22 protein-coding genes are annotated in these 26125 nt (G+C 70.2%); 10 read left to right on the top strand and 12 right to left on the bottom strand.

What is annotated here, in order from left to right; genetic code table 11:
* Positions 1-227: 227 nt before the first annotated feature.
* Entirely contained in the window at positions 228-641 is a 414-nt protein-coding gene (locus ABZW32_RS19235) for a DUF1398 family protein (RefSeq protein WP_356217392.1), read from the bottom strand.
* Between the two features lie 107 nt (positions 642-748).
* Between ABZW32_RS19235 and ABZW32_RS19230 the strand changes: the two genes are divergently transcribed.
* Positions 749-1183: a MarR family transcriptional regulator gene (locus tag ABZW32_RS19230; RefSeq protein ID WP_356217390.1), complete on the top strand. Its 435-nt coding sequence runs from the start codon at positions 749-751 to the stop codon at positions 1181-1183.
* Between the two features lie 230 nt (positions 1184-1413).
* Here ABZW32_RS19230 and ABZW32_RS19225 read toward each other — a convergent pair whose 3' ends face one another.
* Genes ABZW32_RS19225 through ABZW32_RS19215 form a run of 3 tightly spaced genes read right to left on the bottom strand, consistent with a single transcriptional unit; the run spans position 1414 to position 2814 of the window.
* A complete protein-coding gene (locus ABZW32_RS19225; RefSeq protein ID WP_356217388.1) occupies positions 1414-1584 on the bottom strand; it encodes a DUF6191 domain-containing protein in 171 nt (56 codons plus the stop codon).
* Positions 1585-1594: 10 nt separating this feature from the next.
* Positions 1595-2464: a hypothetical protein gene (locus tag ABZW32_RS19220; protein ID WP_356217386.1), complete on the bottom strand. Its 870-nt coding sequence runs from the start codon at positions 2462-2464 to the stop codon at positions 1595-1597.
* Positions 2461-2814: a PadR family transcriptional regulator gene (locus ABZW32_RS19215; RefSeq protein ID WP_356217384.1), complete on the bottom strand. Its 354-nt coding sequence runs from the start codon at positions 2812-2814 to the stop codon at positions 2461-2463. The genes ABZW32_RS19220 and ABZW32_RS19215 overlap by 4 nt, the downstream gene beginning before the upstream one ends.
* A 425-nt stretch (positions 2815-3239) precedes the next feature.
* Here ABZW32_RS19215 and ABZW32_RS19210 point away from each other — a divergent pair, with 425 nt between their 5' ends.
* On the top strand, positions 3240-4799 hold the full coding sequence (locus tag ABZW32_RS19210; RefSeq protein WP_356217382.1) for a M1 family metallopeptidase: 1560 nt from the start codon (positions 3240-3242) through the stop codon (positions 4797-4799).
* A gap of 73 nt (positions 4800-4872) precedes the next feature.
* Here ABZW32_RS19210 and ABZW32_RS19205 read toward each other — a convergent pair whose 3' ends face one another.
* Together ABZW32_RS19205 and ABZW32_RS19200 are read right to left on the bottom strand one after the other, a co-directional pair.
* Positions 4873-6375: a M1 family metallopeptidase gene (locus tag ABZW32_RS19205; protein ID WP_356217380.1), complete on the bottom strand. Its 1503-nt coding sequence runs from the start codon at positions 6373-6375 to the stop codon at positions 4873-4875.
* Positions 6372-10229, bottom strand: a complete 3858-nt coding sequence (locus ABZW32_RS19200) for a Pls/PosA family non-ribosomal peptide synthetase (RefSeq protein WP_356217457.1) — start codon at positions 10227-10229, stop codon at positions 6372-6374. The genes ABZW32_RS19205 and ABZW32_RS19200 overlap by 4 nt, the downstream gene beginning before the upstream one ends.
* 668 nt (positions 10230-10897) lie before the next feature.
* Between ABZW32_RS19200 and ABZW32_RS19195 the strand changes: the two genes are divergently transcribed.
* The 4 genes from ABZW32_RS19195 (at position 10898) to ABZW32_RS19180 (ending at position 14730) form a co-directional block, all read left to right on the top strand.
* Positions 10898-11509, top strand: coding sequence for a chorismate mutase (locus tag ABZW32_RS19195; protein WP_356217378.1), 612 nt, complete (start codon positions 10898-10900; stop codon positions 11507-11509).
* Between the two features lie 283 nt (positions 11510-11792).
* Positions 11793-13142 carry an MFS transporter gene (locus ABZW32_RS19190; protein WP_356217376.1) on the top strand — a complete coding sequence of 450 codons (1350 nt, stop codon included), beginning with the start codon at positions 11793-11795 and terminating at the stop codon, positions 13140-13142.
* A gap of 77 nt (positions 13143-13219) precedes the next feature.
* Entirely contained in the window at positions 13220-13972 is a 753-nt protein-coding gene (locus tag ABZW32_RS19185) for an amidohydrolase family protein (protein ID WP_356217375.1), read from the top strand.
* A gap of 359 nt (positions 13973-14331) precedes the next feature.
* Complete coding sequence (locus ABZW32_RS19180) at positions 14332-14730, top strand: hypothetical protein (protein WP_356217373.1); 399 nt, start codon at positions 14332-14334, stop codon at positions 14728-14730.
* A 116-nt stretch (positions 14731-14846) separates the two neighbouring features.
* On the opposite strand, the gene ABZW32_RS19175 is transcribed toward ABZW32_RS19180, so the two are convergent.
* The 4 genes from ABZW32_RS19175 to ABZW32_RS19160 all read right to left on the bottom strand — a co-directional run bounded on the left by ABZW32_RS19175 (position 14847) and on the right by ABZW32_RS19160 (position 19077).
* Positions 14847-16049: an amidohydrolase family protein gene (locus tag ABZW32_RS19175; RefSeq protein WP_356217371.1), complete on the bottom strand. Its 1203-nt coding sequence runs from the start codon at positions 16047-16049 to the stop codon at positions 14847-14849.
* A 130-nt stretch (positions 16050-16179) separates the two neighbouring features.
* A complete protein-coding gene (locus tag ABZW32_RS19170; protein WP_356217369.1) occupies positions 16180-17340 on the bottom strand; it encodes a PP2C family protein-serine/threonine phosphatase in 1161 nt (386 codons plus the stop codon).
* A gap of 153 nt (positions 17341-17493) precedes the next feature.
* The gene (locus ABZW32_RS19165; protein WP_356217367.1) at positions 17494-18372 is read right to left on the bottom strand and encodes a haloalkane dehalogenase; all 879 of its coding nucleotides are present in this window, start codon (positions 18370-18372) and stop codon (positions 17494-17496) included.
* A gap of 129 nt (positions 18373-18501) precedes the next feature.
* Entirely contained in the window at positions 18502-19077 is a 576-nt protein-coding gene (locus ABZW32_RS19160; protein WP_356217365.1) for an MFS transporter, read from the bottom strand.
* Between the two features lie 18 nt (positions 19078-19095).
* On the opposite strand from ABZW32_RS19160, the gene ABZW32_RS19155 reads away from it, so the two are divergent.
* Positions 19096-19536: a hypothetical protein gene (locus ABZW32_RS19155; protein ID WP_356217363.1), complete on the top strand. Its 441-nt coding sequence runs from the start codon at positions 19096-19098 to the stop codon at positions 19534-19536.
* A 79-nt stretch (positions 19537-19615) separates the two neighbouring features.
* On the opposite strand, the gene ABZW32_RS19150 is transcribed toward ABZW32_RS19155, so the two are convergent.
* Positions 19616-20632 carry a serine hydrolase gene (locus ABZW32_RS19150; RefSeq protein WP_356217362.1) on the bottom strand — a complete coding sequence of 339 codons (1017 nt, stop codon included), beginning with the start codon at positions 20630-20632 and terminating at the stop codon, positions 19616-19618.
* 418 nt (positions 20633-21050) lie between these two features.
* On the opposite strand from ABZW32_RS19150, the gene ABZW32_RS19145 reads away from it, so the two are divergent.
* From ABZW32_RS19145 to ABZW32_RS19135, 3 genes are all read left to right on the top strand, one after another.
* Positions 21051-21728, top strand: coding sequence for a hypothetical protein (locus ABZW32_RS19145; protein WP_356217360.1), 678 nt, complete (start codon positions 21051-21053; stop codon positions 21726-21728).
* Positions 21728-22528, top strand: coding sequence for a hypothetical protein (locus ABZW32_RS19140; protein WP_356217359.1), 801 nt, complete (start codon positions 21728-21730; stop codon positions 22526-22528). Before ABZW32_RS19145 ends, ABZW32_RS19140 begins: the two co-directional genes overlap by 1 nt.
* A 184-nt stretch (positions 22529-22712) precedes the next feature.
* Positions 22713-23921, top strand: coding sequence for a hypothetical protein (locus ABZW32_RS19135; protein ID WP_356217357.1), 1209 nt, complete (start codon positions 22713-22715; stop codon positions 23919-23921).
* Between the two features lie 406 nt (positions 23922-24327).
* On the opposite strand, the gene ABZW32_RS19130 is transcribed toward ABZW32_RS19135, so the two are convergent.
* Positions 24328-25968, bottom strand: coding sequence for a hypothetical protein (locus tag ABZW32_RS19130; protein WP_356217355.1), 1641 nt, complete (start codon positions 25966-25968; stop codon positions 24328-24330).
* Between the last annotated feature and the right edge of the window lie 157 nt (positions 25969-26125).

The raw sequence follows: 26125 nt of genomic DNA, 5'->3' as shown, positions 1-26125 counted from the left end.
TCGGCCTCAGCGCGCTCCTCGACGCCTCGACCATGTCCGTGCTCTCCCTTTCGCCTCCCGCGTACGCGGACGACCAGAAGGAGGTCACCGCCGTCCTGGACGTACTCGTGAAAGGGCAAGGCGAAGCAGGAGCTGCTGGCGGTCGGCGAGCTCCTGGACGCGCTTCTGCCCGCCGGTGAGGGAGCCCGCAGTGCGTGCGGAGCCGACGGCGTGTGGTGCTCTTCGGCTCAGATGCTGACGCTCGGGTAGGACTCGGTGTACGCGTCGCCCAGGGCGCCGTTGTAGGTGCAGGTGCGGGCGTTGAGGTCGACCTCGTAGTGCAGGACGCCGGCGTTCCAGCAGCCGTCGATGAATTCCGGGTAGCTGGTCCTGCCCGCCTGATCGGCCCTGATCGCCGCGGTGAGGGCCTCTTCGTCCCAGGGCGCGATGTCCGCCATGCCTTCCAGGATCGGCGTGGTCCGGGTGACCACGGGCCCGGCGTCGGTGATGTAGACGCTGATGCCCGCGGGCACGGTACAGCGGACCGCGCTCACGCCTGCCTGACGCAGCGCCTCGGCGAGGTAGGGGAATCCTCCGACCCGCGGACGGACGGCCGCCGCCCGCTCGAGGGCCGCCTTCAGGTTCTCGATCGCGGTGCTCATCACATGCTCCTTGTGGTGGGTCGGGTCTGCCCGAGGTCGATCAGACCCGCTAAGATGACACCAGGTTTCCATCTAGACATCATGATGTCAATCTGGAGGGTGTGAGCATGTCCGACGAGATGGCGCTGCTGGTCGCCGAGATCTACGAGGCGGCCGGGGCACTGCGCAGATCCGGGGAGGCCATCGCGGCTGCGGAAGGACAGACCCAGGCGCGCTGGCAGGTCCTCAGCGCGGTCTCCGAGCAGCCCGTGAGCGTGCCCAGCGCGGCCCGTCGCCTCGGGGTGGCCCGCCAGAACGTCCAGCGCATCGCCAATGAGCTCACCAAGGAGGGCCTGGCCGCCTTCACCGCCAACCCCGACCACCGCACCTCCCCCCTGCTCACCCTCACCCCGGAGGGCCGCCGGGTGCTCCAGGCCATCACCACACGGGCACACGCGTCACACCGCCGCATCGGCGCCCGGATCCCCGAAGCCGACATCACCGCCGCCCGAGCCCTGCTGTGCGACCTCACGCAGGCCGTCCGGCAGCTCGACTCCGACTGACGGCGATACCCGCACTCGGAAGCAGGCCCACCGCCACGTACCGGCCGACGGGGGCCGAAGCCGGCGAGCGGTCGCCCGGGAGCGGGCTCGCGGCCGGGGCCGCTACGGGGGCACGGACCGCGGGGAAGGCGAGCACCTGTGGATCGTCGGTCCGGGCGACGGCGAGGCGGCGCACAGCACGCTGGTCCCGTACACAGCGCAGCCCCGGTGCCCTTGCGCCGTGCCGTGTTCTATTGCGGGTCGGTGGTCAGGCGTATGCGTACCTGCCCGGAGTCGAGGTCTATCGGGCCGGTTCCCGGGTCGGCATCGGTGGTGTCGATGCGGGTCGTCTCCCGGCGCTCGCGTTCCTCATCGGTGTGCCTGCGGCCCGGGTTGAACAGTTCCTCGATCAGGTTGAACACGGCTCCCCCTTCACGGCCGGTGTCCGGTGGTCCGGGGCCGGAGCCGGGCCGGGACCGCTGCCGCCGCGGTGACGGCGGCGGCGACCGCCAGAGGCGCGTAGACGTTCCAGCTGTTGCCCATCGGTCCGAGGAGGGCGGAAGCCGACCACAGGACCACCGTGAGGAAGATGGCCGTGACCGTCGGGGACACGGACCGGTCCCGCAGCGCGCTGACGGCGAGCGCGATGGCCAGGACGGTCGCCATGGCGGCGGCGGGGTGAACTCGCCACAGGCCGGTGTTGGTGGGCCCGTAGAAGGCGAGCACCTGCACCACGGCGGCTCCGGCCGCCACGCAGCCGAGCGTGAACCGGGTGGAGCGGGAGAGGGGCTGGAGGTCGGGAGGGGAACCGAGTGCGAGGAGCAGCACCGCGGCCGTCAGCAGGTCGGCCGGCTCGACCCCGCCCCCGGGGACACTGGTCTGCGTTCGTGTCAGGACGTACAGGGCGGCGAACGCGGCGACGAGCAGCCGTGCGGAGCGCCACCGTCCCATCACCGTGCAGACCGCTGCCGCTGTCAGGGCGACGGGGACGCCCGCGGCCAGCCACCAGGAACCGGGGAAGCCCGCCGATCCGCCCGCACGCAACAGGTCCGGCAGACCGGCCACCCGCTGTCCGGCCAGAGTCACCAGCAGGAACGGGAGAGCGAACGCGATGACAGGCCCCACACGGTGCGCCGAGGTCACCCCCAGGCGTGTCCGCAGCGCGTGCGCGACGAGGTCCAGCGCCTCGCGGAACCGGGCAGCGGATCCGGCGCGCTCGGTGGAGAGGGCGTAGAGGGACGCCATCTCCTCACCGTGCGCCTGCCGGTACTTCCTCGGGAAGAGGGCGATCAGCTGGGTCATGCGAGGCTGCCCATGGCCGTGCGGGAGGCGGGAGCGGGGGCGGCCAGCCGGTGCGTGACCGCGTTCAGCGTGGAATGCCAGCGCAGCGCTTCGGCGGCGAGCGCGTCGCGGCCCGCCGGGGTCAGCGCGTAGGTGCGCCGGGCCCTTCCGCTCACGATCTCCTGCGCGGACGTCGTGATCAGCCCCTGCCGGACGAGGCGGTCGAGCGCGCTGTAGAGGGTTCCGGTCCGCAGGTTCACGCGTCCTGCGGAAATGACCGCCACCTCCTGCATGATCGCGTAACCGTGCCGGGGCATATCGGCGAGGGCGGTGAGTACGAGCAACGTCGGTTCCTGCATACGCTCAGTCATGAGCCGACCATAGGTCGGCTAGCGGCATATACCGCTACACAAGCCGCATGTCTGCCCTTCCGGGCATCCGGCCTGTCGTTGGCACGGGGCTCGCCATCCCTTCGAACCGCCGCGGTCTCTCACACGCTGTGGTGCGGGTTTCCGTGCACCTGCCGGAGAGCCCGTGCGACCCGGAGCAGGCCGGCGAACACGCGCACCGTCGCCGGACGCCGCCCCGCACCAGCCGGTCGGCCCGATGCGGCGTCGGGAGTCGTGCCCAATCGGTGGCGCGGAGGCCCTCGATCGGTTCGGGGGGCTCCGCCCCGGGCTCCGCCGATCGGCTGTGTCAGGCGTGGTCACCGCTCCCTACGCTCGGGTTCTGCCGCATTCGGCCGCTCCGGACTCGACCACGAGCACTGTCTGCCCTCCCCTCGGAGAGAACCCCCATGAAGAGACACCACGCGAAGGTCGCCGCGACGGCGGCCATGGTCCTGGCCGCCACCCTGGTCGCCCCCGCCGTCGCCCAGGCGGCGCAGGTGAAATCGCCCAGCAGCAGTGACACGGTCTTCCCGAGTCTGGGAAATGCCGGGTACCGCGTCAACGACTACGACCTGTCCCTCCGCTACGAGCCGCAGGATGCGCGCACGCCGGTCCATGCGGACGCGTTGATCACAGCCACCGCTTCGGAGCGACTGCGCACGTTCGACCTGGACGCCTACGGTTTGGACATCGCCTCGGTCCAGGTCGATGGCAAGCCCGCGCGGTTCCGTACCGGTGGTGGAAAGCTCACTGTCTCTCCCTCCCGCCCGGTGGCATCCGGTACACGGATGTCGGTGGACGTCCGCTACCGGGTCGATCCGCGTGCGGCGGGCACGGTCACCGGCTGGGCGGACACGACGCACGGCTTCGCCGTGGCGGCGCAGCCCGCTGCCGCTCATACGGTCTTCCCCTGCAACGACGTGCCCTCGGACAAGGCCGGGTTCACCATCCACGTGGCGGTGCCCGACCGGAGCGGATACATCGGAATCGCGAACGGGCTGCCCGTGGGCAAGCCGGTTGCCCGTGCCGGGTACACGACGTACACGTACCGGACCCAACACCCGATGGCCACGGAGCTGGTCCAGATCGCGGTCGGCCCGTACCGGACGGATCGCCTCGGGAAGACCGACGGTGTGCCGATACGCGACGTGGTACCGCGGGGGGAGGCAGGGAAGTTCAAGGTCCTCGCGCTGACGCCGCAGCAGATGAAGTGGGCCGTCGACGAGCTGGGGCCGTTCCCGCTGGAAACGTACGGCGTCATGCCGCTCGCCACGGACAGCGCGAAGCCGTTCGGGTTCTCCGGTCTGGAGACGCAGACCCTCACCCTCTACGACCCCTCCTACCTCGCCGAGCAGCCGGTTCCCGCAGTGGCGTCGCACATGATGCACGAACTGGTGCACTCGTGGTTCGGCGTCAGTGTCACCCCCGCGACCTGGTCGGACAACTGGCTCAGCGAAGGCCACGCCAGCTACTACGCCCTGCTCTACCGGTTCGCGAACGGGTGGCCGACCAACGACGGCAAGAGCGACAGCATGGAAGCCGCGATGAAGGCCGTGTACGAGAACGGAGACCTCTACCGTCAGAAGTACGGTCCGGTCGCCGCTCCGACGCAGGAGTCCCTCAGCAGCAATCAGGCCTACCTCGGCGGCCCCCTCGCCCTCTACGCACTTCGGGAGAAGGTGGGCGACGCGGCCTTCCGGCGCATCGAACGCACCTTCCTCGAAACGTACAAGGACAAGTCGGCCACCACCGACGACTACATCGCCGTCGCCGGCCGGGTGGTCCCCGGCCAAGGCGTGAAGGCCTTCCTCGAAGCATGGCTGACGGGGACGAAGACACCCCCCATGCCGAACCATCCGGACTGGAAGGTCACCTCGCCGGCCGCCAAGGACTCCCAGGACGCGAAGGACGCCCGGGCGAGGAACGAGGAGATCGCGGAGCTGCTCTCGGGAGGCGTCGGGCAGTGACGGCTCGTGGCCCGCGCCGGGGAGGGCTTCCAGGCTCGGGCCACGACCCCGGCCGTGCGTCCGGGGGCCGGAGTCACGGGGCGTGCGGGGGGTGCGGGAAGGCGGGCAGGGGTCTGTCGAAGAGCCAGGGGCGCAGGGCCGTGCTCCCCCCGGTCGACCCCGTGATGCGGTCGACGTGGGCCAGGAACGCCGGGGTGTCCGCGACCCCGCCCCGGTGGTCGGCGTGCCACGATCGCAGGACCTTGAAGAAGTCCTCGTCCCCGACGGTCAGGCGGAGCGCGTGGAGGGTGCACGCGCCCCGCGTGTAGACGCGGTCGTCGAAGACGGACCGGGGGCCGGGGTCCGCCATCAGCAGGTCCTGGCGGGCCGAGGCGAGCAGCCGCCGGGTCGTGCGGGCGAGCTCGTCGGCGGGGGCCTCGCCCGACCGCTCCGACCACAGCCACTCGCCGTAGGTGGCGAAGCCCTCGTTCAGCCAGATGTGCCGCCAGTCCCTGATCCCGACGCTGTTCCCGAACCACTGGTGGGCCAGCTCGTGGGCGACCAGGGTTTCCCAGCCGCGCCGCCCGTCGACGTGGTTGCGGCCGAACACCGAGAGGGTCTGGTTCTCGACGGGGGCGCCGAGGTCCGCGTCGACGACCACCGCCCCGTACGTGGCGAACGGATACGTGCCGAACGCCTCCTCGAACAGCCGCATCATCTCGGGCTGGCGGGCCAGATCGTGCCGGGCCGCTTCGGCCAGGTGCTCGGGGAAGGCGTTGCGCGTCACCTCGTCCCCCTCGGTGACGAACCGGCCGGTGTAGACGGCGGCCAGGTAGGACGCCATCGGCCAGGGGTGGTCGTACGTCCAGCACCAGGTGCCCCCGGAGCTCTCCACACGACCTCTCGGGACGCCGTTGGCCAGGGCCTGGTGACCGGCCGGAACGGTGATCGCGAACCGGTACGCGGCCTTGTCGTCCGGCCGGTCGTTGCAGGGGAACCACGACGGGGCCCCCAAGGGCTGCGAGGCCACCAGCGTCCCGTCGTACCGGTCGCCCGTCCGGTCCCAGCCGATCGGCCCGAACGGCCCGTTCACCGGAGCCGGCCGGCCCCCGTACCGGACCTCGGCGGTGAACGTCTGGCCCTCCGCGAGCGCCCGCCGCCCCGAGAGCACCAGCCGGCTGCCGTGCCTGCGGACCTGAGCGGCCCCTCCGTCCAACCGCGCCGACTCCACCGCGAGCCGTCCCGCCAGGTCCAGGGTGATCCCGTGGGCCCGGGCCGAAGCCACGCCCCGGATCCGGGCCAGGCCCTTCAGCCGGGCGTCCTCGGGGTCGTAGGCGAGGCGCAGGTCGTAGCCGAGCGTGCGGTGTCCGTCCGAGCCGTGGTCCGGGAAGTAGCGCGGTGGGGTGGCGGTGGGGTCCGGTCCGTCGGGGCGCCGCCGCCCGTCGCCGGTCAATGCCGCCGCCGTCGCGGCCAGCGGGACCGCGCCCAGCGCGGCGAGGAGGCCGCGCCTGCTGCACCACCCGGCGGGGGTGCGCCCGCCCGCCGCGTCCCCGGCCGTCCCCTCCCCGGCCGGGCGGTCCTCGGCCGAGCCGGTCACGCCCCGCCCTCCTCTGCCGCCGTCGCGACCCCCGCCACCGGGTTGCCCGCCCAAATGGTGCCCGCGGGGACGGTCTCCCCCCGCATCAGCAGGGACGAAGCCCCCACGGAGGTGTGCGCCCCGACCCTGGTGCCCGGAAGCACGATGCTGTGCGGGCCCAACGAGGCACCCGCGTCGAGGCACACGGTGTCCATGCGCATGATGCGGTCGTGGAACAGATGGGTCTGGAGCACGCAGCCCCGGTTCACGCTGGCCCCGTCCCCCACCGTGACCAGATCGGTCTCCGGCAGCCAGTGCGTCTCGCACCACACGCCCCGGCCGATCCGCGCCCCGAGGGTGCGCAGCCACCAGTTCAGTACCGGGGTGCCCCTGAAGGGCCCGGCCAGCCACGGCACGGCGAGGGATTCGACGAAGGTGTCGTACAGCTCGTTGCGCCAGACGAACGAACTCCACAGCGGCTGGTCGGTCACCCGGAACCGGCCGACCAGCAGCCACTTGGCGGCGGTCGTCGTCAGCGCCGCGGCCACCCCGGCGGCCAGCAGGAGCGGTACCGCGACCGCCGCCGCCAACAACGGTCCGCCGACCCCCAGGGCGTCCTGCTCACCGAGGAGCACGCCCTCGGCCAGCAGCAGCCCGCAGACCAGCGGTACCAGCCGGCACAGTTCGACGGCGGCGCGGGCCATGACCACCCGCCGGGGCGGGGCGAAGGTGCGGCTCGCGTCTCCGGCGGACGCGGTGCGCGGCAGCTCGATCGCGGGTCGGCCCAGCCAGGAGGTACCGGGAGCGGCGTCCGCGGGGGCGTCGGAGAGCACGCCGATCAGTGCGCCGTCCGGCACGTACCGGTCGGGGCCGACGATGCCCGAGTTGCCCACGAAGGCCCGGCGTCCGACCCGCGCGGTGCCCAGGCGCATCCGGCCGGCCCGTAGCTCGTAGGGGGCGACCAGGGTGTCGTCGGCGAGGAAGGCCTCGTCGTCGACCCGCAGCAGCGAAGGCAGCGGGAGCACGGTGGAGATCTCGGTGTTCCGGCCGACCCGCGCGCCCAGCAGGCGCAGCCAGAGCGGGGTGGCGAGGCTGGCGTACAGCAGGAACAGGCCGCCCCGGCAGCCGTCGAGGATCCGGTGGACCAGCCAGACCCGCCATGCCACGCCGCCGTCGGCCGGGTGGCTGCCGGGGGTGATGCGCCGGCCCAGTACGCGGACCACCAGCGTGATCAGCCCGATCCAGCAGAGGGTGGTCACGATGACGGAGACCGGGGCCGCGAGCACCAGCCGCAACGCGACCTCGCCGAGCGTGGTGCAGTCCCGGATGAGCCGGTAGGTGCCGATCAGCACCGGGAGGGCCGCGATGACCGGCAGCAGGGGCAGGAGGAGCAGGGAGAGCGCGTACGCGGCCCGCCAGGGGCGGCGCTGCCGTGACCGGTCCCCCGGGGCGTCCTTGAGGTCGTGCCGGTCGCCCGGAGCACCGCAGGTGCCTTCGGCGTCGGCGCGACGGGGTCGCGCCGGGGAGCCGTGCCAGCTCTCGCCCGCCGGGACGCGGCCGGTCAGGCAGGCCCCCGCGGCGAGTTCGGCGCCCTCGCCCAGTTCGGCGCCGGGCATCAGCGTCGCGCGGTGGCCGACCCGCGCGCCCGCGCCGATCCGGACGGCCCCGATCACGAGGCGGTCTCCGTCGAGCCACCATCCGCAGACGTCGGCCTCCGGTTCCACCGAGCATCCGGCGCCGAACTCGGCGAGCCCCGTGACCGGCGGCATCGCGTGCAGGGCGGCTCCCGGTCCGGCGGTGCAGCCGAGCGCGCGGGCGTACCGGGCGGCCCACGGGGTGCCGAGCAGCGCCGGGACCCCGAAGGCCGCCACGACCCGCTCGGCCGTCCACAGTCTCAGGTGGGTGCGGCCGCCCCGGGGGTGGACGCCGGGGCGCACCCCCCGGGTCAACAGCCGTGCGGCGACGGTGCCCAGGACGAACCGCGAGGGGGCGCTGAACAGCACCACCCACCCGGTCACCACGAACCACCACGGGGTGTACGGGGTCCAGGCGTGCGGGGCGAGCAGGCCCAGCACGTTGTCGACACCCGCCAGGGCGACCGCACCGCGCAGACCGGTGACCCCGAACAGCACCATCTGCGACAGCAGTTGGACGAGGCCGGCCCGGCGCGGGACCGGACGGACCGGCGGGCGGGCAGCCCGGCCCGCGACGAGCGTGTCGGCGTGGGCCGCCATGTCCCGCAGTACGGGCCTGCGGTAGAGGTCGGCCACCGAGATGCCCGGATGCCCCGGGCGCAGCGCGGAGGCCAGCCGGGCCGCGCCCAGGCTGGTGCCGCCGAGCGCGAAGAAGTCGTCGGCGGGCCCCGGGCGGGTGCCGAGCAGGTCCTCCCACAGGTCCGCCAGCCGCGCCTCCGTCCCGGTCAGCCCGGCCGCCGGTCCGGTATCGGCGGGCAGCGGCCACGGCAGGGAGTCCCGGTCCACCTTGCCGGACGTACGGGTGGGCAGCTCGGGCACCTCGGCGAGAACGGGCACCAGCGCGGCCGGCAGACGCCGGATGAGCTCGTCGCGGGCGCGCTCCCGCCCGTACCCGGGGCCGGGCACCACGTACCCGACGAGGACCCGCCCGCCGGCCCGGGTCTCCCGGACCGCCGAAGCGGCTCCGAGCACCCCGGGCAGTGCGGACAGCGCGGCATCGATCTCACCCAACTCCACCCGCCGTCCGCCGAGTTTGACCTGGTCGTCGGCTCGGCCCGCGAACACGAGGCCCGCCGGGTCGGCCTTCACCAGGTCGCCGGTGCGGTACGCCCGGTCGACGCCCAGGGCCGGGCTGGGCCGGTACCGTTCGCGGTCCTTGACGGGGTCGAGGTAGCGGGCCAGCCCCGCGCCCGCGATGACCAGCTCGCCCACCTCCCCGTACGCGACGGGCTCGCCGGCCTCGTCCACCACCGCCAGGTCCCAGCCGTCGAGCGGCAGCCCGATCCGTACCGGCTCGCCGGGGCGCAGCCTGGCCGCGCAGGCGACGACGGTGGTCTCGGTGGGGCCGTAGGTGTTCCACATCTCGCGCCCGTGCACGGCGAACCGGTCCACGAGCTCAGCGGGACAGGCTTCTCCGCCCACGATCAGCAGCCGGACCCGGGCCAGGGACTCGGGCGCCCACAGCGCGGCCAAAGTGGGCACCGTGGAGACGACGGTGACACCCCGTTCGACCAGCCAGGGACCCAGTTCGTGACCGGCGCGGACCAGCGACCGTGGCGCCGGTACCAGGCAGGCGCCATGCCGCCAGGCCAGCCACATCTCCTCGCAGGAGGCGTCGAACGCCACCGAGAGCCCGGCCAGTACCCGGTCTCCCGGGCCGAGCGGCCGGTCCGTCAGGAACAGCCCGGCCTCCGCATCGACGAAGGCGGCGGCGCTCCGGTGACGGACCGCCACCCCTTTGGGGGCGCCCGTCGATCCGGAGGTGAAGATGATCCAGGCATCGTCTCCCGGTTCGACCGCCCGGCCCGCGGCTGACGGGATACCGGGTCCCATCCGGTGCCCGAGGGGCGGGACCACCCCGGGGCCGATGGCGGTCCCGGCCCCGAGGACCAGACAGACCCCGGCCTCACGGAAGACCGTCTCCGCCCGCTCCTGCGGATCGTCGGCGTCCACCGGCACGTACGCCGCCCCGCAGCGCAGCACCGCGAGCACCGCCACGTACAGGTCCGCGGTGCCCGACGGGACGCGCAGGCCGATCCGGTCGCCGGGCCCGGCGCCGGCCCGGCGCAGCCGTGCCGCGAGGGCGTCCACCTCGGCCGCGAGGTGCCGGTAGTCGAGGACCCGTTCCCCGGTGTCCAGGGCGGGGGAGCGCGGGTGCGCGGCGACGGTGGCGTCGAAGATGTCGAGGAGGGTGCGCGGTGGGTGGGCGGGGGCACCGGGGAAGTGGGCGCCGTCGCGGGGGCCGCGGCGTGGCTGCGGACGCGGCTGGAAGTGACGGCCGGAGGGAAGTGATGACACGGGCAGGGCCTTCGTTTTCGCGGGTTCCGTTTACACGGCCTGCCGTTGGGAACGGAGACCGCACGCCTGCACAGACCCCGTCGACCGATCAGCGGTTCAGCCGTCGCACGTCAACACTCGGCCAATCGAACAAGCCGCGCCGCCGTCCCATGGGCTCGTCAAGACGTCTGCCGCACAAGGGTTCTGCCGATGTGTCAGCGGCGTGTCGCACCGGATTCACCCACTCCGACTTGGCCAGGATTTACCCCTTCCCTGGCTCGGCGTTCGGTTCCGCCGCACACCATCACGCCTGCGCCGGCCGGGGCACGGCTCGCCGACGGGGGATGCGCGGGGCACGCCGAGGTCGGATGGCGGGCGGTCGGCCGCTCGGGGATGCGGGCCGTTCGGACTCCCGGTGGCGGCGGAGGCGGAATCCGACTGGCGTGCTGCCGCGACGACCCGGTCGGCGTACCGGGGTGCTGCCGGGGGACCCGCCCGCCTTCCCCGGGTACACCCGCGAGTCGTCCGATCGGGTGGTGTGCCACGGCCGACAGGAACGGATAGTGGTTCTCGTGAGCACTATCCGAATGCGGGCTGCCGTGCTGGCCCTGACCATTGCCGGAGTAGCCGCCCTCGTGGCCTGCGGCACCTCCCGGACCCCGGGCGGCGGCCCGTCGGGGTCGAGCAGCCCGCAGGCCGAGCAAGCGCTGGGGACGCTCGTGCGGCTCGCCGCTGAGCGCGTGATGACCGCGGACACGGTGGCCGCGGCGAAATGGGGTACCCCCCAGCCCATCGACGACCCTGCCCGCGAGAAGATCGTCCTGGACAAGGCAACCGCCCGGGCCGCGGAACTCGGGATCGACCGGGCCTCTGTCCAGCGGATCTTCAAGGCTCAGATCGCTGCCAACAAGGACGTCCAGCGCGCGCTCTACGCACAGTGGCAGGAACACCCCGCGGAGCAACCGACACGCCGCCCCGACCTCGCCACCCAGGTCCGCCCCGTCCTGGACCGCGTCGACAGCCGGCTGCTCACCGCCATCCAGCAGGCCCAGCCCCTGCTGTCCCGCCCCGACTGCGATGTGCTGCTGGAGCGGACGAAGGCAACTGCCGTTCAGGCCATGGGTCTGGACGCCATCCACCGCAGCGGCCTCGACCAGGCCCTCGCCCACACCTGCCCGGCTTGATGACAGCCGCCGGCGCCGGTGGTGGCCACGGCGGCGAGTCGGTCGAGCCGGCCTTCGCCGTCGAAGAGCTGTCACGGGCATGAGCCCGGCTGAGCCCCGACCCTGCGCTGTATGACCTGCTCAGCAGTGGGAGGGGCGCGCATGCTCTGCCGGACTCCACGCCACGAGGGCAGGGACACACCGCCCGGGCCCCCGATCGGTGGATGAACCACATCTGCCCGCCTCGCTACCGTTTCCGGGCCGGGCAGTTGGGCCGGCACGCCCCGTGAAGGGAACGAAGGACATGACCGACTCCGTGAGGGACCTCGCGCCCTCGCCCATGGAAACCGGTACGGGACACCCGGGACACATGCACCGGATCGCCGCGGCCAGCCTCTTCGGCACCGCCATCGAGTTCTACGACTTCTACATCTACGGGATGGCCGCCGCGCTGGTCTTCAACCACGTCTTCTTCCCCGACCTCTCGGCGACGAGCGGCCTGCTCGCGTCGTTTTCCACCTTCGGTGTCGCCTTCGTCGCCCGGCCACTCGGTTCGATGCTGTTCGGCCACTTCGGGGACCGGCTGGGACGCAAGGCCGTCCTGGTCATATCGCTCCTGATGATGGGTCTGTCGACCGCCTGCGTCGGCCTGCTGCCCGGCTACGCCCAGTGGGGCACCGCCGCACCCGCCCTCCTCATCGCCCTCAGACTGGTCCAGGGCATCGGGCTGGGCGGCGAGTTCGGCGGGGCCGCGCTGCTCTCCGTCGAGCACGCTCCGGAGGAACAGCGCGGCCGCTTCGGTTCCTCGCCCCAACTGGGCGCACCGCTCGGCCTGTTCGCGGCCACGGGGGTGTTCTGGATCATCTCCTCCACCGTCTCCGAATCCGCGTTCGCCGCATGGGGCTGGCGCATTCCCTTCCTGTTGTCCTTCTTGTTCACCATGGTGGGACTCGTCGTGCGGTGGAAGGTCGCGGAGACTCCCGTCTTCCGCGAGATGGCCGGGGCCGGCGAGCTGAGCAGGACTCCGGTCCTGGAGGTGCTCCGCAAGCACCCGCGCGAGCTCCTCCTCGGCGCTGGTGCCATGGTCGTCGTGTTCTGCACCTTCTACACGGCGTCCGCCTTCTGCCTGTCCTACGCCACGGGGACGCTGAAGATCCCGCGAAGCACGATGCTGGCGGTCTCACTGTTCGGCTGTGCCGCGTTCGCGGCCGGAATCTGGTTCTCCGCCACCCGTTCGGACCGTGTCGGCCGTCGCCGGGTCCTCCTCATCGGATCGGCGGTGACCGTACCGTACGCCCTGGTGGTGTTCCCGCTCCTCGACACCGGGCAGATCCTTCTGATAGCGGGGGCGATCAGCGGGCTGTACTTCGTCACGGGCCTTTCCTACGGCCCGATCGGCGCCTATCTGCCGGAGCTGTTCGGCGCACGCGTGCGCTACACCGGCGCGAGCGTCGCCTTCAACCTCGGCGGTGTGCTCGGCGCGGCGGGTGCGCCTCTGATCGCCACCCGCCTGCAGGACTCCTTCGGGGCGTTCGCGGTGGGCGTGTACATGAGCGTCGCCGCGCTCGTCTCCATCGTCTGCATCCGCTTCCTTCCCGAAACACGCCTGCGCGGTCTCGGGCACCGGCAGAGCGCTCCGGGGACTCATCCCTGACGGTGGGTGCCGCGCTCCCCCGCCACACGCCCCCACCGGCCGCTTCCGGCGGCCCACGTATCCACCGGAGGAACATCGTGACCACTCGCCGTCCCTTCTTCGACGCCCATTTCCACGTGATCGACCGTCGTTTCCCGCTGTTCGAGAACAACGGCTTCCTGCCCGAAGAGTTCCCGGCCGGGCAGTACAGGGAGCGGACCCGAGAGCTCAACGTAGTCGGCGGCGCGGTCGTCTCCGGATCCTTCCAGCGTTTCGACCAGGGCTATCTGCTCGACGCACTCACCCAGCTCGGGGCCGGCTTCGTCGGCGTCACCCAGATCCCTCACGACATTTCCGACGAAGAGATCGCCCTGCTCGGGCAGCGTGGGGTGCGCGCGGTGCGGTTCAACCTCCGACGCGGCGGATCGGCCGCCCTGGAACACCTGGACACGCTGGCGCGGCGCGTGCACGCCGTGGCGGGCATGCACACCGAGCTCTACGTCGACGCACGTGACCTTCCCGAGCTGTCCCCCACCCTGGCCGCACTGCCGGCGGTGAGCATCGACCACCTGGGCCTGCACGCCGACGGTCTGCCCCACTTGCTGGCGCTGGTGGAAAAGGGCGTACGGGTGAAGGCCACCGGCTTCGGACGGGTCGATCTCGATGTCGTCAGCACGGTCCGAGCCGTACTGAACGTGGACCCGACCGCGCTGATGGCAGGATCCGACCTGCCCTCCACCCGGGCCCGCCGCCCCTTCGAGGACACCGACCTCGACCTCCTGGCCGAGGCGGCGGGCGACTGCCTCGACGCCGTCCTCCACGACAACGCGGTCGCCTTCTACCGCCTCTGAGAAACGGGAACACCCCGCCCCTGCCCATCGGTTTGACCTCGGAGCCGGGGACGCGGGGGCCGCACCCCGGTGGTCCGGGGCCCGTGCCGGGTGTCCATGGCCGGGCTGACCTGTTCGACGGCCGCCTGGCCGACATCACACATTCAATTTCGTGGTCAGGGAGCGTGATCGAGGCATCTGTTTCTTCCCGATGAGACGCCTGAAGAGGGATTCGCCTTCGAGGTCCGGTAAGTAGAGTAGTTGAGCCCGCCCACTCCTCTCACTGAAGGTCAAGGGCTCTTGCCGCAAAAGAGCGGCACCGCAGGCAATGTGGCGGTATCGGGTATGACCAAGGCTGGACAATCAGAACAGGAAGTACCGTGGAACCAACTCACATCGAAATCTACGGGTACACGTTTTCGGAGAACTGCCGCACAGCCGTCCAGGAGCTCTCAAACCTGGACCCGCAAGCGCTCACTTACGTGAAGGAAATGCTCAGCTCGGATTCCTGGGCCGAATACGGCGGCCTGCGAGCGGCACTCGAAGCCATACCCGGCCTGGTAGACACGTTCCAGTCGGACCCACAGCGTGCCGGAAGGCTGGCCAACGAGGACCAGCTCGCAGCCTGGGCGAGCTACCTCTGGAGCGACCTGGGCACCGGCGCCATCACGCTCGCGAACACCCTGACCACCCTTCAGGACGACGACCTCGATTGCCTCACCCAGCTGAGTACCGAGATGGCCTGGGACAGCACAGTGAAAACCCTCGCTGCTTCTTAGACGACTGCGCGTCACACCGGCACTACGGCCGCCTCACGGCCACGGCCACGGCCACGGAGCCCTTTACGCCGGGCTGAGCTGAGGCCGGATCGATTGATCGCAGCACGAAGGATCGGTCACCAGCAGAGGATGCCGACGGGGTCGATGTTGTGTCCGGCGCGGTAGACGGAGCGGACGTCGTGCAGGGCGGTGAGGTCGAGGAGGGGATTGCTGCCGACGACCAGGAGGTCCGCGTCCGCTCCGGTCTTGAGGGAGCCCTTGACCCCGGCCAGCCCGCAGGCGGCCGCGGCGACCGACGTGACGGCGGCCAGGGCCGCGTTCGGTGCCATGCCGACCGGGCCCGCGAGCTCGGCCACCGCGTACGGGAGGACGTCGTGGGGCTTGGCCGGACAGATGCCCGCGTCGGTGCCCGCCGTGATCGCGACGCCCGCGCGGTGGAGTCGGGCCCAGGTGGGATAGAGCAGAGCCCACGAGTCGGCCATCGAGGCGGGAAGCCGCCCGCCCGGCACGCTCCCCACGGTGAGACTGACCGTCGTGCCGCTGTCGATGATCCGTTCCACGAGGTCGGAAGTGGGGCGGGGGCCGTGCTCGGTGAAGAACGTCAGGTGTTCGAGGGTGTCGAACCCCGCGTCGAGGGCCTGGCCGATCGCTTCGGCCGAGTGCACGTGCGCGGCGGCCGTCATGCCGAGGCGGTGCGCCTCGTCGACTACGGCCCGCAGGTCCTCGGGCTGGTACTGGGGCAGGTGCATGTGGGTGCCCGGGGTCATCCCGCCGCCACTGGCCATGACCTTCACCACGTCGCAGCCGCGCTCATGGCGTTCCCGGACCGCGGCGATCAGCGCGTCGCGTCCCCGTACCCCGCTGCCCAGGAAGTGGCAGTGGCCGCCCGGGGTGGTGATCGGCGGGCCCGCGGCGACGATGTGGGGCCACGCCTGTGGGCAGGAGCCGATCTCCTCGCGCAGCCTCACCGTCAGGTAGCCGCGGTCGCCCAGATCACGGACCGTCGTGATCCCTGCTTCCAAGGCGCGTCCGGCGGCCTGGAACATGCGCGTCAGCACACTGCCGTCATCGGATCGCGACAGGTGGTCAACCGGGTCGTCGCCGGCGTCGAAGGCGAGGTGGACATGGGTGTCGATCAGTCCCGGCAGGATCCACGCGTCCGCGCCGAAATCGAGAGTCTCGGCGCCCGCCGGCGCCTGGGCTCCGGTCACGTCGACGTCCTTGATCCGGCCGTCCTCGACCAGCACCATGCCGGGACCGAGCGCCTTCGTCCCGTCGAACAGACCACCAGCCCGCAACGCCTGTATCACTGCCTGCACCCTTGCTCATCGCGCCGGATCCCATGACACCCCGGCCGGCGGTTCGGCCCCGCCTCCCAAGGAACCCGACCAGCACGCCCAAGACGCTCCCCCGATCAGCCGATTCGCCGGGGGGATGCCCGGCAATCGATCAATGAGCAAGATCAGTCGGCACCGGTGATGAACTCGTCGGGGTCGTCGGGCCAGGCGTCGGCCGGATCAGTTCGATGGCGAGGACGGCTTGGTCGTCGGCTTCGCATCCGGCCGACCAGGCCTCCGTGTCGGCCCGCAGGAAGGACACCACCTGCCGGGGGCACGGTGGCATCCTGGAGAAGTGTTCCCCGAGGCGTCGCAGGACGGGGTAGAACGTACCGTCGGTGTTGCGCGCCTCGCTGAAGCCGTCGGTGTACACGACGAGTACCTCGCCGGGCAGCAGGGTGTGTTCCGTCATCGCGACCCGGCCGGGGGAAAGGTCGCCGAGCCCCAGCGGCAGCGCCGGGGCGGTTTCCAGGCGGCGGGCTCCGTGGGGCCCGACGACCACCGGCGGCGGATGGCCGCGGTCCACGACGCGCACCCTGTCCTCGGCGAACTCCATGACCAGTGCCGTCACGAACAGTTCGGGATCGCCCGCACCCGCTCCGGGGCTGTTGCGGGCGATGCTGAGCTCCAGCCGGTCCGCCAGGACGGGCAGGTCCTGCCATTCGTGTGCGGACACGCGGAAACTCCCCAGGACCGCGGCAACCGTCTGTACGGCGTCCAGCCCCTTGCCGCGGACGTCGCCGATGAGCGCCCTGACGCCGAACGGCGTCTCGCACATGTCGTACAGGTCGCCCCCGACGAGGGTGCCGCCCTCGCCCGCCGCGTAGTACCCGGCGGCGCGTACGTGGGCGAGCGCCGGCGGCACCGGGCGCAGCAGTGCCCGCTGCATCGCCTCGGCCACGGTGTCCGCCTGCGTCAGGTGGTTCTCGGTCCTCTGCCGTTGGTGGGCGAGCAGGACGCTGACCGCGCCGACGCACAGGGTGGCCGTGTACAGGGCCAGGTGGTGCTGCTCGCCGAAGTGGCCGGGACGGCCCGCTGCCATCAGCATCTGCAGGCCCAGGCAGCCGACCACCGACCAAGCGGTCGCCCTGGGACCACGTGTCGCGCAGACCAGCGGGGGAACACCGGTGAGCAGGAAACTCACCGGTTCACGCCCCTGCACGGCCACGTCCGCGACCAGAACGAGCAGGACGAGAACGATGGGCATCCACCAGACCCACCCCCGGCGTTCGATCAGGAAGTGCCAGTCGGACGGAGAGGGCTGAGAGGACACGCCTGGACTGTAGCGACCGGCGCGTGCCCGGACCAGGAACGGACGACTGCGGCGCGCCCTGACGGTGGGGAGGAAGCCCCGGTCTGTGGGATCCGGCCGAGGCCGCGTCCGGGCGTCGGCGTGTGCGGAGTCGTCCGTCGGCGTCGAACGGGTCTACAGATCCCGCAGCCAGGAGGCGAGAGCCCTTCCGATCTCGTCGGGTGCGTCTTCTTGGATCATGTGGCTGCCCGTGACCGTCAGATGTGTCTGATGCGGCCATGACCGGGCGATCTCGCGGTGTGCTTGGAACATGACACCGGGGACTGATTCGACGAAGAGCTTGGGAACCGCGGAGGTGGCAAGCCATTCCGCATAGCGGGTGATCGTGTCGTGGACGTCCTTGGGTTCGCCCGCGATGGGGACTTGACGCGGCCAGGTCAGGGTGGGCCGGCGGGATTCGCCCGGTTCGGTGTAGGGGCGCCGGTAGGCGGCCATCTCCGCTTCGGACAGCCCTCGGAGTACCTGACGGGGAAGGACTTCCTCGACGAAAAGGTTCCGGTCGAGGACCATTTCGTCGCCTGCGGTGGAGCGGATCGCCTGGAGGAACGCGGCGCCCTGGTCGGGCATGTCGTCCCAGGAGGGGATCGTGGCCACGAAGGCCTCCATATAGGCGATGCCCCGGACTGCCGAAGGGTGCCGGTACGCCCAGTCGAAGCCCAGGGCCGATCCCCAGTCCTGCACGACCAGGGTCACACGTTCGCCCACGCCGAGGGCCTGGAGGAGTTCATCGAGGTACCGGCGATGTTCCACGAAACGGTAGGAGTCCGGGCCGCTGCCGGGAAGCTTGTCCGAATCGCCCATCCCGATCAGGTCCGGGGCGATACAGCGCCCTTGGTCCACCACGTGCGGAATCACGTTGCGCCAGATGTATGACGATGTCGGGTTCCCGTGCAGGAAGACGATGGGGTCGCCTTCGCCTTCATCGATGTATGCCATGTCGAGGCCACCGACCCGGATACGGTGCTTCTGGTAGTGCTCCTCCGACGAGATCATTCCTGCTCCCTGTCCTCGGGGTCGCCCGTCAGACTGCCTCACTGATTCTCGGTGGTCCCATGGTCCCCCGTGACCGCGTGGGCGGAGAGGGTCGCCGTGCCTACCTCGGTTCTCCTGCCTTTGCGTGAGTCAGCGTCTGTGGAGGCGCCGGCGGGGGATCAGGTTGAGGAGGAGGCCGGCGGCAGCGACAGCCGTGATGAGGTTCAGGCCGGGCCGGTAGGGCGTGAAGGTGCCACCGTTGTGACCCGCTCCGCCGAGCAGTCCGGTGAGAACGGCGAGGACGAGAGCGGCTCCGACCGGGAGCAGCGCGAAGGCCGTGCGCAGGGGGGACCGGCCGCGGCCGTCCTGGAGGAACAGGGTGAGCATGAACTGGAAGCTCGTATAGGAGCCGACGAGCGCCACGATGCTCAAGTCGGCGCGGATCGTGCTGGTGTGGCGCAGGATGCCGAGGCGTACCAGTGGGTGGCGGACACGCTTTTCGATCAGGACGAAGGCGGCCGGCATTGCGATGGCGCCGGCCGGGTCGTGGCCGCCGGTCTTGACAGGGCGGTCCTTGGGGATCGGCTTCCAGCCGACGACGAGGGCCGGCAGTGAGAGCGGGGCAGGCATCAGGAACACGTAGCGCCACCCGAAGCCGGTCAGCAGGCCGCCGAGGACGAGGCCCAGGGAGTAGCCCATGGCGCCGAAGAGGCTGAAGACCGACAACGCCCGGTTGCGTCGATCGTGGCCCGGTACAGCACCCGGCTCCCGGGAACCGGGCGGCTGAGCAACACCAACGAGCTGCTGGGTCGCCCCGGGGTGACAGGGCTGAAGACGGGAACCACCACCGTGGCCGGTGGCAACCTCATCTGGGCCGCCCGCGCGGGCCGTCCCGGCAAGGAGCTACTGGTCCTGGGCGTCGTCATGGCCCAACGGCCCCGTACCGACCTCACCGAGGCACGGACCGCCGTCCGTGTGGCCAGCATCGGACTGATCTCCTCGGTGCGTCGCGAGCTGCTCACCCCGCACCCGTGGTGGGGAACCCTGCCGTTCTCCACACGTGAGCGGTTGCTCCACCTGACCTGCCGGCTGGGATATCACAGCCACTACTACTGGTCGAGGTGCGTGGCCAGGGTCAGGGCCGCAGCACGCGGGGGTGGGGACAGGAGCCACCGATCTCCGTAGGCGCACTGCCCGCCGCAAGGCCCTGGAGCCGGTCCCAGCCATCACTTCGCCTCGATCACCAGAGCACCGCCGGGCGAGCTCACTGGTCCGAGTCCTTGAACGCGTCGGCGGGGTTGGGGCGCTGCGGCTGGAAGGTGCCCTTCTGAGCCGTGTTCGGGTTGAGGTCTCGGTGCACGGCCTTCGCGACCGCCTCGATGGTGTCGATGCCGTAATACCACCCGGTGAGGTCACCGATCGTCCGGTTCTGGTTGTCCTCCGTCAGGACGACCAGGCCGTAGTCACGGCCCGCTCCCTGGAAGGCACCCATGCTGTTGACCTTCCAGTCACCGCGGTCGAACGGGTCGTCGGGGCCGGTGAGCGAGCGCTGCAGCCAACCGTTCTTGACGTAGACGTCGGTTCCCGCCGGAGCACCGGCCGGGGTTCCCCAGCGCTGGTCCGCCTGTACGTCATGCATCAAGGAGAGCGCGTACGTCCGTTCCCCGGCGGTCAGCGGGCTGTCCGCGTCGTTCTTCGTGGTGAGCGCCCGCAACAGCCGGGCCTGGTCCGCAGAGGTGACCTGGGTCAGGCCCCACGAGCCCTCTGCGTCGAGGACCGTTCCCTTCATGCCCGCGGCCTGGAGGAACTTCTGGATCTGGACCGGCTTGGTCTTGTCGCCGTTCTCCGAAAGCTGGGCCCAGAGCGTCGTGGTGGCGGCGTTGTCGGAACTCACGATCATCGCCCGCGCCAGCCTCTTGTCCTGATCGGTCAAGCCGCCGTGGTCCCTCGTGCTCAGCAGCAGCGCGCCCAGCACGATCGGCTTGACCACACTGGCGGAGTCGTACGTCTTGTGCGCGTCCAAGGCGCAGGTGAGGCCCTTCTCCCGGTCGTAGAGCGACACCGACACCATGTTCTTCCTGTCCTTCAGGGCGTCCGATATGTCCTCGGAGAGTTTGGCGGCCAACTCCTGGCCCTCAGCGGTCGAAGAACTGCACTGCACCTCCCCCGCCGTGGGCGAGGAGGGCGGAGCGGTGGCGGCGCTCGCCGGGACGGCGGCCCCGACGGTGCTGACGGTGACCAGCAGTGCGGGTATGCCCCACTTGGGCTTCTTCAGCCGCATGAATGTTCCTCCGGAGATGATCAAAAGATCGACTCCGCCAGGCTGCCGCGCACGACCTCCGGTCCTCATCCACCGATCGCACCCTTTGAGGGGCCAACACCGCTCCGTGCGTCCGGGCCGTTCTGCCCTCGCGGCGTCTCGCGCACATCCCGGCGCCCTGAACGAGGAGTTGGCCGATCCGTGGCCCGCGCGATCGTCTCACCCAGCCCGGACCGCTCGGCAAAACCCCGCTCGGGCACGTGCCGGTGATCGGCAGCGTCATGCCCGGCCGCTCTGGCGGCTCTGCGAGCAGTAGAGACTTCGGCCATTTCGGTTGAATTTCCCGAAAGCCTGCCCGCGCGAGCCTTTCCAGAGCAGAGGGAGGAAGGTATCTTCATTCCACTCCAATGGAATCCATCAAGAAACGGAAAGATTCAGATTGATCGACGAAGAAGACCTCAGGAAATTCAGGGAATTCCCTCCGGAAGACTTCCTGCCGTTCCTCGATCAAGTCGGAGACATCTACAACACATCCGGATTGCAGACCCTGTCCGGCGAGGAGCTGGACAACTGTCTTCGAGCCGTCCTTGAGGACGTCGCGGGCCTGGCGGCCGCCGGAGGGAACGGTTCATGTTGGGTCATGGCGGAGCTGCGCGGGGCGGAGCCGTCCAAGGAAATCCTCCCTTGTGTCGTCGATGCGCTCGCGAACGGCGACTGGATGGGAGATGGGATTCCGGTACTGGTCTCGCGCCGATCAGGCACGGGTGATGTTGCCGTCGAGTCGACCCTGTCGGGACATACCGCCGAGGGGGATCCCGATCATACGGAAATCTTGGCGCGATTTCTCGGCCAGGTCCTCCGCGACGAGGAGGTGATCGCTTCCCGACCGAATCCTGCCGAAGTGGAGCAGATCCGTACCGACCTGTCAGGAATGCTTCTTGCGGTGAATCCTCCGGAGTTGGGCACGGCTGTCGCCCCCATCATCGAGAGGGCCATCGAGGCGCATTTCGAGCGGGTTCTCTCGAAGGGAGAATCTACGGTCGACGTCTGTGCGGCACTGGACAGGTTCATTGCGTCGGTTGAGGAAATGAACACCCAGAGGCAGGGAGGAAGCTGATGGGCGGCAAGCAGTCCAGGAAGCAAATATCCGCCGAACAGGCAATCGATGACTGGAATGACCAGCTCACCGAGGGCCTCATTACTTCGGCAACGGCGCTGGCAAGGGTCGAGGCGATCAGGGAGGCTGTCAGCGGGGACAAGATTCCGCTGGAAGGGGATCTGGCGGACGTATTGGCCCGAATTGATGCTCTGATCGGGCAGCTCAAGATCGCAATAGAGCTCGACAAGGAATCTCAGGAGGAAAAGCCGGATCAGGTCCACACCTCTTTCGAGGGATGGGCGACACGATGCCCGGACCCGGTCGGAAATTCCACCCAGGAGATATTCGATGGACTGGTCGTCCGTCGCCATGGAGGACCGGGCCGAAAGGGGCGAGCATTGCCTCGGGGGTACCGCGGGGCTTGCTACACCTCCACTTACGTCCTGAAGGAAAATCTGTGCGGACGGCCTACGGATTTCGCTTTCGGAAAAGAAAGCATTCCCAAGGAGATGGGGGCCGCGGACAGGACGAGGAGGCTCGGTCTTCCTGTGCTCGTGCATGCTTCCACGCAGGACGTGGTGAAGTTCATCGGGCAGCAGACACCTCGTCGCATTTTCGAGATCCGAGGCGCGGACAACGAAAGTGGCCACGCCATCATTGCCATATCTCCCGGTATTTATCTGGATGTGGAGAACAGCGGCCCGCCAGAGCAGGGCCTCAATATCATGCTGGCCATGGGGAAGGACCGGTTCACCGTGTGGGATGCGGGGACCGTCGCTGAGCAGATCCCGTTGGACAGTCCGCAGTGGCTCGGTTGACACAACCGCCGGCGGCGGCGCGGCCTGCGCACGTCGGCCTCCGGGGCGACGCGGAGGAAGCGGGCACTTGGGGCACCGTCCTCTTCGCTTTCGTCTGCCCCCACCGCTCCTCTGCGGGCCCGACGCGCCACTTACGGTCGCCTTATCCCCCTTGCGGAGGGTAACCGACCGATATCCCTGTTCCTTGGAGAGCAAAACGATGCTGCCCCGTACCTCCCGCCGAATCGTCGGCCTCAGCACGCTCCTCGCCGCCTCGACCATGTCCGTGCTCTCCCTCTCGTCCCCCGCGTACGCGGACGACCAGAAGGAGATCACCGCCGTCCTGGACGTGCTCGTGAACGGCAAGAAGGAAGTGGCCGTGAAGCCGGGTGAAGAGGTGGAATTCGAGATGAAGGTACACGCGCTCAACGGGCACACCTTCATGACGAGGTTCGACTTCGAGGTCCCGGCCTGGCTGGAGTACACGGACGGGTCGGTCTCCATGAACGGCAAGCAGAAGCACGAGTGGGCGGGATTCGAGGACGGCCGGCTGTCGGGAAGGTTCGCGACCACCCCGAACGCGAACGAGCACTGGTGGGGGTCCGTCGGACCCGATGACGGGGAGAGCGTCCTCAGGTTCAAGGGCAAGGCGAAGCAGGAGCTCGGTGAGAAGGAGTCCTTCTCGCCGACGGTGACCTACAAACGAGGGACCGCCGAGGGGCTACCGATCATCACTGCCACCGACGTCAAGGCTCCCGTGGTCCGGCACGTGGCGGCCGACCTGGCCGTCACCGGAAAGGCGAACGGGCCCGCGACCGCCGGAGGCATCCTGAAGACCCGGGCGGACGTGCTGAACAAGGGCGCAGACGAAGCCAAGGGCGTGAAGTACGAGGCCTCCGTTTCGGGGACGGGCACCGGCACGAAGATCGGGGCTTCCGCCGTACTGCCCGACCAGAGCAAGAAGCCGTGCGAGGTCACGGCGGAGAAGGTCGTCTGCGATCTGGGGGACGTGGCCGCGGGCAAGTCGGCAGCGGTCGACATCGACGTGACCGTCCCCGAGGACGCCGCCGGGCGCACGCTCAAGATGTCGGGACACGTGAACTCCTCCACCAAGGACTTCCACCCCGACAACAACGCGTGGCAGATGACCGAGACCGTCGCGGCGGCGGTCACCCCGCCGCCCACTGCCCCCGCCCCCACCTCCCCCTCCGCCCCTTCCCCGAGCGGTGGTCCCACGGCTGCTCCCACGCCCGTCACCTCCGTGAGCGGCTCCACCACCGCACCCGACGTGGACGGCGGCGATCTCGCGTCGACGGGAGCCGACGATGTCCTCCCCCTCGCGGGTGCCGGGACGCTGGTCCTGGGCACCGGTGCGGCGCTGGTGTACTACGCCCGTCGTCGGCAGGCCGGGTAGGGCCGGGGGAAAGACCGGTGCGGGCCCGGCGGGCACCGCGCGTGGGCGTGACGGCCCGGCGCGGGCGCCTGCCGGGCCTGTCCGGTCCGACCTGGAATCCGTACCGGAGGTCTGCACCCGGGGTCCGTCGACCGTACGGCAGCCCGGCTATTCTGGCCGCAATCGGGAAAAGTCCGTCCGGTGCGATCCCTCTGACGTACCGTCGCAGAATTCATCACCCCGGTTTCACACCACTCGCACGAGGGGAATCCGATGGCCACCAGGAAGAGCGGACCGATCGTCGCCATTTCCCTTCTCAGCCTGGTGATCGGCTTTCTGGCCACCCTCGCCTCGTTGGGTCTGCGGGCCTGAGCGCGCGGGCCTCCCGGCCGGGGCGGATTCCGGCAGGGAGGCGTACCACGGGCCCTCAGGTGGCGTAGGGCGAGTCGGCGGGTGGTGTCGGCGGCGGGTTGTCGTACGGGCTCTGCTCCCCGCCCCGCCCGGTCCGGCCCGACGACGTCGCCTCTTCGTCCGGTACCCGCCGCGTCGTGGCGGTGTCCTTGAGTTCGGCCTGCACCCGCTCGTGGAACTTGATCGAGTGGATGTCCGCGTTCTCGCCGAGAGCCTCCATCACGGAGAAGGGGACCGTGGAGTCCCCGTCGTTGTACGGGTACTTCGCCTTCCTGTCGACCGGGCTGTGGATCTTGTAGTCCTCCTCGTCCACCCGGGCCTTCATCCGGGAAATCTCTTCGAGGCCGTCGGACTTGCGCCCGCCGTCCGCCAGGGACAGCCCCTTGAGAACGACGGAGGTGTTCTTCCCGCCGCCCCGCGCCCCGAGTTTCCGGGCCGCCCGGCCCATGTCCGCGGCAGTGGGGCGGTAGTGTCCGCTCCAGTTGTCCAGGGTCAGTTCGCCGTAGGATTCCGGGTCGGTCGAGCCGTACCAGGTCGCGGTTTCGAGGCGCTTCGCCTTCAGCGTGAACATGCCGCCTGCGGTGATCTCCTTGCCCGCCGCGAGGCTGCTGTGGTGCATCAGCCGGATCGTGTGCCCTTGGGAGATCACCGATTCGTAGTCGTCGAGCGAGTCGAGGGTCCGGGTCCGGACCCCGTTCTCGTAGACGTGCAGCTGGTGCGGATCGAAGACGTGGAACGAACCGCCGGTCAGCATCACCCAGCCGCCCGTCTCGGGCATCGGCCCGCCGTTGCCCAGGTGCGGGAGGGAGCCGTCCTGCGGGAAGATCACCTCGCTGGCCCGGAGTTCCTCGACGTCCAGCGCGTAGTGCGTGGTCACGGCGCCCGGGGGCTGGCTCTTGGCGCGCGCCGACGGATGCTGGGCCGACTCGTCCCGGTAGTCCTCGTGAACGGGGATCCCTTCCTCGTGGCCGCTCCTGAACCCGGCCTCTCGGCGGAAGGCCTTGGGGTGCTTCGAGGAGGACTTCGCCAGGACGGAGGCCTTTCCGCGCAGGCGCTGAGCCGTCTCCAGGAAGCCCTCCGTGTACTGGGCCAGCACCCAGGGGGACATCACGGACAGCGCGAAGGCGTCGCGCCAGGGCGCCAGCCCCTCGGGCAGCGGGGGGTTCAGCTCGGCGTTCACGTCCTGGAAGTAGCGTTCGAGGGCGAGGACGGCCCGGACCATCTCCTCCTCCGTGCGCGCGAACTCCCCGGCGATCGCGAGGATCCCGTCGAGGTGCTCCGTCAGCCGCTTCCCGATGGTCACCCTTCCCATCCGCAGCCGGCCCCGCTCGTGGGGCGTCGTCGCCTCGTCCGCCTCCCGCTCGGCCGCCTCCCGGTACGCGGCCACCTCCTTGAACGCCTCGCTCCGCAGGTACGCGAGCGAGCCGAAGGACTCCCGCAGGACGTACGCCCGGTCACCGAACCCCCGGATCGCCTGGAACTCGTCCGAATGTTCACCCAGGGGTCCCTCCTGAAGCTGAATGAATTCCGACTGGCCGAGGAATTCCAGGAGGGAGTCCAGGAAAACGGGAACCGCATCGGAGAATTCTTGGGCCGGAAGGTAGTACAGATGCCCCTCGATGAGGTTGAAGATCTTCTCTTCGAATTCGGTCAACATGGCACGCCTTCTGTGTGAGGGGGAGGGATGGTGGGCTTCGGACCGCGTGGGCAAAGCCGTTTCCTCACATGCTGGTTCCGGGCGTGTCCTCCCGTCGTGCACCCGGCAGGTCGACTAAGAGGACGGGGCGGGATCCCGAAGGGGCAGGACGACGAGG

Source organism: Streptomyces sp. NPDC004667, assembly GCF_040609475.1.
Taxonomy (GTDB): Bacteria; Actinomycetota; Actinomycetes; order Streptomycetales; family Streptomycetaceae; genus Streptomyces.
Note: the sequence above shows the minus strand (reverse complement) of the source record. Positions and strands in the feature narration are given on the sequence as shown.

Excerpts from the sequence above, each read along its gene's own strand:
- ABZW32_RS19235 (WP_356217392.1), bottom strand. The coding sequence starts at position 641 with ATGAGCACCGCGATCGAGAACCTGAAGGCGGCCCTCGAGCGGGCGGCG.
- ABZW32_RS19230 (WP_356217390.1), top strand. The coding sequence starts at position 749 with ATGTCCGACGAGATGGCGCTGCTGGTCGCCGAGATCTACGAGGCGGCC.
- ABZW32_RS19220 (WP_356217386.1), bottom strand. The coding sequence starts at position 2,464 with ATGACCCAGCTGATCGCCCTCTTCCCGAGGAAGTACCGGCAGGCGCAC.
- ABZW32_RS19215 (WP_356217384.1), bottom strand. The coding sequence starts at position 2,814 with ATGACTGAGCGTATGCAGGAACCGACGTTGCTCGTACTCACCGCCCTC.
- ABZW32_RS19210 (WP_356217382.1), top strand. The coding sequence starts at position 3,240 with ATGAAGAGACACCACGCGAAGGTCGCCGCGACGGCGGCCATGGTCCTG.
- ABZW32_RS19190 (WP_356217376.1), top strand. The coding sequence starts at position 11,793 with ATGACCGACTCCGTGAGGGACCTCGCGCCCTCGCCCATGGAAACCGGT.
- ABZW32_RS19165 (WP_356217367.1), bottom strand. The coding sequence starts at position 18,372 with ATGATCTCGTCGGAGGAGCACTACCAGAAGCACCGTATCCGGGTCGGT.
- ABZW32_RS19150 (WP_356217362.1), bottom strand. The coding sequence starts at position 20,632 with ATGCGGCTGAAGAAGCCCAAGTGGGGCATACCCGCACTGCTGGTCACC.
- ABZW32_RS19140 (WP_356217359.1), top strand. The coding sequence starts at position 21,728 with ATGGGCGGCAAGCAGTCCAGGAAGCAAATATCCGCCGAACAGGCAATC.
- ABZW32_RS19130 (WP_356217355.1), bottom strand. The coding sequence starts at position 25,968 with ATGTTGACCGAATTCGAAGAGAAGATCTTCAACCTCATCGAGGGGCAT.